General features: G+C 75.7%; 5 protein-coding genes and 1 pseudogene. 4 read left to right on the top strand and 2 right to left on the bottom strand.

Going from position 1 to position 6,025, the window contains the following annotated elements; translation table 11 throughout:
• Window positions 1-226: 226 nt before the first annotated feature.
• A complete protein-coding gene (locus JZ5iCDA_RS14840) occupies window positions 227-1,156 on the top strand; it encodes a type IV toxin-antitoxin system AbiEi family antitoxin domain-containing protein (RefSeq protein WP_139123144.1) in 930 nt (309 codons plus the stop codon).
• A 184-nt stretch (window positions 1,157-1,340) separates the two neighbouring features.
• Window positions 1,341-3,668, top strand: a complete 2,328-nt coding sequence (locus JZ5iCDA_RS14835) for a prolyl oligopeptidase family serine peptidase (protein WP_069387857.1) — start codon at window positions 1,341-1,343, stop codon at window positions 3,666-3,668.
• A 56-nt stretch (window positions 3,669-3,724) separates the two neighbouring features.
• Here the strand turns inward: JZ5iCDA_RS14835 and JZ5iCDA_RS19070 are convergent, their stop codons facing one another.
• Together JZ5iCDA_RS19070 and JZ5iCDA_RS14825 are read right to left on the bottom strand one after the other, a co-directional pair.
• Window positions 3,725-3,934, bottom strand: a complete 210-nt coding sequence (locus JZ5iCDA_RS19070) for a hypothetical protein (protein WP_069387856.1) — start codon at window positions 3,932-3,934, stop codon at window positions 3,725-3,727.
• Between the two features lie 133 nt (window positions 3,935-4,067).
• Window positions 4,068-4,844 (bottom strand): alpha/beta fold hydrolase, encoded by a 777-nt coding sequence (locus tag JZ5iCDA_RS14825; protein ID WP_069387855.1) that lies wholly within the window; start codon window positions 4,842-4,844, stop codon window positions 4,068-4,070.
• A 105-nt stretch (window positions 4,845-4,949) separates the two neighbouring features.
• Here JZ5iCDA_RS14825 and JZ5iCDA_RS14820 point away from each other — a divergent pair, with 105 nt between their 5' ends.
• On the top strand, window positions 4,950-5,720 hold the full coding sequence (locus JZ5iCDA_RS14820) for a helix-turn-helix transcriptional regulator (protein WP_069387854.1): 771 nt from the start codon (window positions 4,950-4,952) through the stop codon (window positions 5,718-5,720).
• Between the two features lie 82 nt (window positions 5,721-5,802).
• A pseudogene (locus JZ5iCDA_RS14815) lies at window positions 5,803-6,025 on the top strand (hypothetical protein); the annotation flags it as partial.

The following is a 6,025-nucleotide window of genomic DNA, read 5'->3' as shown; positions in this document are numbered from 1 at the left end:
CCCGTCACCCGCCCGCCCGTCACCCCGCCTGCCACCCCAACCGCCGAACACGGGATCAGCCATTGAATCTCGCAGGATCCGGTGGCTCACCGCGTGGTCGGCGGTCGGCAAGCGCGTTCTCGATCTCCAGTCGAAGGCCGTCCACAGGCCTTAGCAGGAGCGGGCTGGTCCACAGCTCGCTCCTGGTCGATGCTCGAGGCGGCCCGTGACGCGCTTCGCTGCGAGGATGCAACTTCCCTCCGAGCTTCGTCGTACCGCTGACGAGCAGGCAGGCCTGCTCTCCATCGAGCAGCTCACGGCCGCCGGGGTGACGTCGCGCGTCGCGTGCCGGCGCGTCGACACCGGAGCCTGGCGCCGTGTCACACGCGGTGTCTACGACGTCGCGGTGGGCGCGCACGGGGAATCGTGGGACGGTCGACGGCGACGCGCGGCCTGGCTCGGGCTGCTCGCCTACGGGTGCGACGCCATCGCCGTGGGCACGGCTGCTCTCGCTCTCCACGGCATCCTGGGCCTGCCCGCGCGTGTCCGTCCGGAGGTGGCTCTGCCGCGCGCCAGCGACCGCGCCTCGCGCGACGGCATCCGCCTGCGTCAGTTCGACGCCGGCATGACGACCGTCGTGATCGGCGGGCGACGTGTCGCGTCGCCGGACTGGGCGCTGGCGCAGGCGGTCCCCGAGCTCCCACGGCCGAACGCCCTTGCCGTGATGGACTCGGCCATGCACCGCGGGCTGCTGGACGCGACCGGCATCGAGCGTGCGCACGACCTCGCGCGGGGGCGTCGCGGCGTCGCTGCGACGCACGAGCTGTGGGGTCTCGCGGACGGCCGTGCCGAGTCGCCGCTCGAGTCGTTCGGCCGGCTGGACTGCGTCGACGCCGGCGTGCCACCCGACACGCTGCAGCTGCCGCTCCTCGACCTCGCTGGACGGGTCACCGCACGGGCGGACATGGGCTGGCGCCTTGGGAGCAGACGCTGGTTGGTCGCCGAGATGGACGGCCAGGACGTCCACGCGGCTCCAGATGCGGTGTACGCGGACCGGGTGCGGCAGAACCGGCTCGTGGCTTCTGGCGCGGTCGACGTCCTGCGCTTCACCGGCCGAGACGTCCCGGGCCGGGTCGGGACGGCCGTCGCCGCGCTCCTGCGCCAGCACGGTCGGTGACCTCGGGGTTGGCCACCGCCCATCACGGGCTTGGCCACCACGATCGGCGATTTCCGGTAGCCGTCCCCGTGTTCGGCGCGAGGGGTTCGGGTGCGGCGGCACGGACCGGCGGCGAGGCAGGGGAACCGGCCGGTGGGTCGGCGTGAGTCGAAGGCGCGAAACGGGGGCGTGATAGGACGTACTCGTGAGTACCGCTGCCGCCGGGCCTGAGCGTGCCCGCCCCACGACCGCTGACGCGTCCGCCTCGACGCCGTTCCACGACCTCGACCAGTACGTCGCGATCCCGCGCGCGGGCGGCCTGTCGCTGTCGCGCGACGGCAGCCGTCTCGTGACGACCGTCCAGACGCTCGACGACGAGCGCACGGCCTACCGCACCGCGCTGTGGGAGGTCGACCCGACGGGTCAGGCCCCGGCGCGGCGCCTCACGCGCAGCACGAAGGGCGAGTCGGGCGCGACGTTCACCGCGGCCGGCGACCTGCTGTTCACGTCGGCGCGTCCCGACCCGGACGCGGCCGGCGGGGACGACGCGAAGACGGCGCTCTGGCTCCTGCCCGCCGGCGGGGGCGAGGCGCGCGTGGTCGCGACGGCGCCCGCGGGCCTCAGCGCGCCGCTCGCCGCCGCCGACGCGCCGGTCGTCTCCGTCGCGGCCGACGTCCTGCCGAGCGCGCGCGACCTCGCGCACGACGCCGAGCTCCGCAAGGCCCGCAAGGACGCCAAGGTCAACGCGATCCTCCACGACGCCTACCCGATCCGGCACTGGGACCACGACCTCGGCCCCGGCACGACGCACCGGTTCGTCGCCGACCTCACGACGACGGTCGACGAGCCGGCCCGCCCGCTCCCCGCCGCGCCCGCCGGCGGCGGCGCTGCCCAGGGTGCTGGCGGCGAGGCCGCCCAGGACCACGACCCGCGCCTCCTCGACCTGCGCGACGTCAGCCGCGGCACCGGTCCCGACGCCGGCGGCCCGGGGCGCGCGCTGTGGGAGCACTCCGCCGACCTGTCCGCGGACGGCACGACGCTCGTCACGACCTGGCAGGTGCCGGGGCCGGGCGCGAGCACGCGCAGCACCCTGGTCGCGATCGACACGGCCACGGGCGCGCGCCGCACGCTCGTCGACGAGCCGGGCGCCCAGGTGCACGGGCCGCGCATCTCGCCCGACGGCGCGTTCGTCGCGTTCGTCCGCGAGACGCTCACGACGCCGCAGAGCGCGCCGGAGGAGACGATCGCCGTCGTGCCGCTGCACGCGCCCGACGGCCGCGCGGGCGCGCAGGACGCGCACGACGACACCCCGACGACGCGCGCCGAGAACCACGCGACGCCGCGCACGCTCGCCTCGCGCTGGGACCGCTGGCCCACGTCGCTGCGCTGGCTCCCGGACGGCTCGGGCCTCCTCGTCACGGCGGACGACGACGGCCGCGGCCCGGTCTTCCTCGTCGCCTTCTCGGCCGACGGCACGGGCGAGCGCCCGACCGCCGAGAAGGTCACGGCCGACGACGCCGTCTTCACGGACGTGCAGGTCGCGCCCGACGGCCGCACCGCGTACGCGATGCGCACGAGCTACCTCGAGCCGGCGCACCCGGTGCGGATCGACCTCGGCGCGTTCCTCGACAGCGGCGAGCCCGGGGCACGCACGCCGGTCGCGGCGACCGCCCTGCGCGGGCCGGTCGCGAGCCCGGAGCTGCCGGGCACGCTCGTCGAGGTGGAGACCGCGGCGTCGGACGACGTGCGCGTGCGCGGCTGGCTCGCGCTCCCGCACGGCGCGTCGGCCGAGAACCCGGCCCCGCTGCTGCTGTGGATCCACGGCGGGCCGCTCGGCTCGTGGAACGCGTGGAGCTGGCGCTGGAACCCGTGGCTGATGGTCGCGCGCGGCTACGCGGTGCTGCTGCCGGACCCGGCGCTGTCCACCGGGTACGGGCAGGACTTCGTGCAGCGCGGCTGGGGCGCGTGGGGTCAGGCGCCGTACACCGACCTCATGGCCATCACCGACCACGTCGAGACGCTGCCCGAGGTCGACGAGACCCGCACCGCCGCGATGGGCGGCTCGTTCGGCGGCTACATGGCGAACTGGGTCGCCGGCCACACGGACCGCTTCGCCGCGATCGTCACGCACGCGAGCCTGTGGGCGCTCGACCAGTTCGGGCCGACCACGGACCACTCGTACTACTGGCAGCGCGAGATGACGCCGGAGATGGCGCTCGAGAACAGCCCGCACCGGTTCGTGAAGGACATCGTCACGCCGATGCTCGTGGTCCACGGCGACAAGGACTACCGCGTCCCGATCGGCGAGGGCCTGCGCCTCTGGTACGAGCTCCTCGCGGACTCCGGCCTGCCGGCCGGGCCCGACGGCGAGACGGTGCACCGGTTCCTGTACTTCCCGGACGAGAACCACTGGATCCTCACGCCGCAGCACGCGAAGGTCTGGTACGAGGTCGTGCTCGCGTTCCTCGCCGAGCACGTGCTCGGTGCGACGCCGGGCGAGGGCGACGCGGTGGTGCCGACGACGCTCGGCTGAACCTCGACGTACGGGTGCGCCGTCGGCCGGCGGGCACGAGGTCTCGTGCCCGCCGGTCAGGCGACGATCGGCGCCGGCTCGTGCGTGGTGGCGAAGAGCCACCGGCGCACGAGCCGGCGGTCGGCCGCGCCGCGTGCCGCCGCCCAGACGCAGCGCTGGATCGCCTCGCGGTGCTCGAGGAGGGCGTCGCGGTCGTGCTCGAGCGCCCAGAGGAGGGCGGAGCGGACGTCGTGGTGCGCAGGGGCGGAGGGCAGGGTGTCGTGCATGGTCCGTCTCGTCGTGTCGGTGGGTGGCCTGTCGGCCGTCTCTATCGGACAAGACGGAGATCCTGGTCATCCGTGACGCGACTTCGACATCTTTTTTCACCCGTGTTCCGGCACGCCGCCCGGGCGGAGGGGCTCAGCCCTGCCGAGCGGCCGCGACGATGGCGTCGGCGAGCTCGCGCGGGCGCGACAGCATCGGCCAGTGGCCGGTGGGCACGTCGACGTAGGTGAGGTCCGCGATCTCGCCCAGCTCGGTGTGCAGCGGCGGTCCCGGGGTGGCGAGCTCCGCGAGCACCGCGGACGGGATCGACGAGCAGACCACGGTCGCGGGCACGGCGAGCCGCGCGGGGTCCGCCACGCGAACCGTCCCGCGCGCCACGCCTGCGGGCATGGGCACCGCGCGCTCGCGGAACGCCGCGAGCGCGGCGTCGTCGAGGCCCTCGGTGCTCGACCCCTGCTCGGCGAGCTCCTCCCACGACGGCAGCGGCAGCTCGGCCGCGTCGTCCGGCAGGCCGGGGTTGAGGGCCGCGCCGTCGACGAGCGGCCCGGTGTCGACGTAGACGACCCGGCGCACGCGCCCGGGGTTGCGGTCGACGACCTGCTGGACGACCGGCCCGCCGCCGCTGTGCCCGACGAGCACGACGTCCCCGTCGAGGCCGTCGACGAGGTCGGCGACCGCGGCGACGTGGTCCTCGCGCGTGACGGCGGCGCGGTCCGCCGCGGTGTCCTGCGGTGCCAGCCCGGGCAGGGTGACGGGGTGGGGGACGAGGCCGGCGGCCCCGAGGTGGGGGACGACGTCGTCCCACGCCCACGCGCCCAGCCAGAAGCCGGGGACGAGGACGACGTGGACGGGCTGGACGGGCTCGGTGCCGTCGTAGGTCTCGGTGCGTGTCTGCTGCGAGTTCTCGGTCATGCACCAACCGTCCCACCGCCCTGGTGACACCGGTCTGTCACCATAGTTCGCGGAGTTCGCCGGCGGACCTCCGGACGGTGACCCGCGAACGGGAGGAGGCGACGCGTGAACAGGACCGAGCGTCTCTACGCGATCGCCGAGGAGCTGCGCCGTGCCGGGCGGACGGGCACGACGGGGCGCCGGCTCGCGACCGCGCTCGAGGTGAGCGAGCGGACGGTCAAGCGCGACGTGTCGGCGCTGCAGCAGGCGGGTCTGACGATCTGGGCGCAGGCGGGACCCGGCGGTGGCTACGTGCTCGACCCGAGCGCCACGCTTCCGCCCGTGAACTTCACGCCCGGGCAGGCCGTGGCGGTCGCCGTCGCGCTCGCGACGCTCCCGCCCGGGAGCCCGTTCGCCGTCGACGCGCTGGCCGCGCGCGGCAAGGTCTGGGACGCGCTCGCGGCCGGCGACCGCGACCGGGCGGACGCTTTGGCAGCGCGCGTGTGGGTGCGGCAGCCGCGGCCCGCACCCGAGCCCGACGGCGCTGACGGCGCTGACGGGGCGGACGACGGGGACGCGCACGGCGGCGTCGTCGGCCGGGCGCGGTCGCACCTGCGGGTGCTGCGGGCGGTCGAGCAGTCGCTCGCGTCGTCGCGCGTGCTGGCGATCCGCTACCGGGACCGCCGCGGCGAGGAGACGGCGCGACGGGTCGAGCCGGTGATCCTCGCCCACACCCAGGGCCAGTGGTACCTCGTGGCGTGGTGCCGGCTGCGCGAGGGCGTGCGCTGGTTCCGTCTGTCGCGCGTCGTGCGCGCCGACGTCACGCGCGAGCCGTACGTCCCGCGCCCGGTCGAGGACGTCGGCGAGCCGCCCGCCGGAGCCGCTGCGGTCCGCTGACCGTCGCCTCCGCCTGTGTCCGCCGACCCCGCGCGCCTCGCCTCGGCGGGCGGCCGTGGGTGGTCGCCGTCACACTCACCGCATGGACCACGACGAGGCGCGGGAGATCAAGACCCAGCTCGCCGGCTACGCGCGCGAGCTCGCCGAGCGCAGCGGCGCGCCGGGCATCGAGGCCAGCGGCGTGCCCGACGACGCGGCGCGCCTCGTGCGGGCACCCACCCTCGCGCTCGGGCTCGCGCCGCGCGAGGACGGGTACGCCATCGCCGTGCGGTACCGGCTCGGCGTGCCGACGGCGCGCAGCATCC

This window comes from Cellulosimicrobium cellulans, from assembly GCF_001722485.1.
In the GTDB taxonomy this organism is placed as follows: domain Bacteria; phylum Actinomycetota; class Actinomycetes; order Actinomycetales; family Cellulomonadaceae; genus Cellulosimicrobium; species Cellulosimicrobium cellulans_A.
The sequence above is the reverse complement of the archived record's forward strand: the minus strand, read 5'-3'. Positions and strand labels throughout refer to the sequence as shown.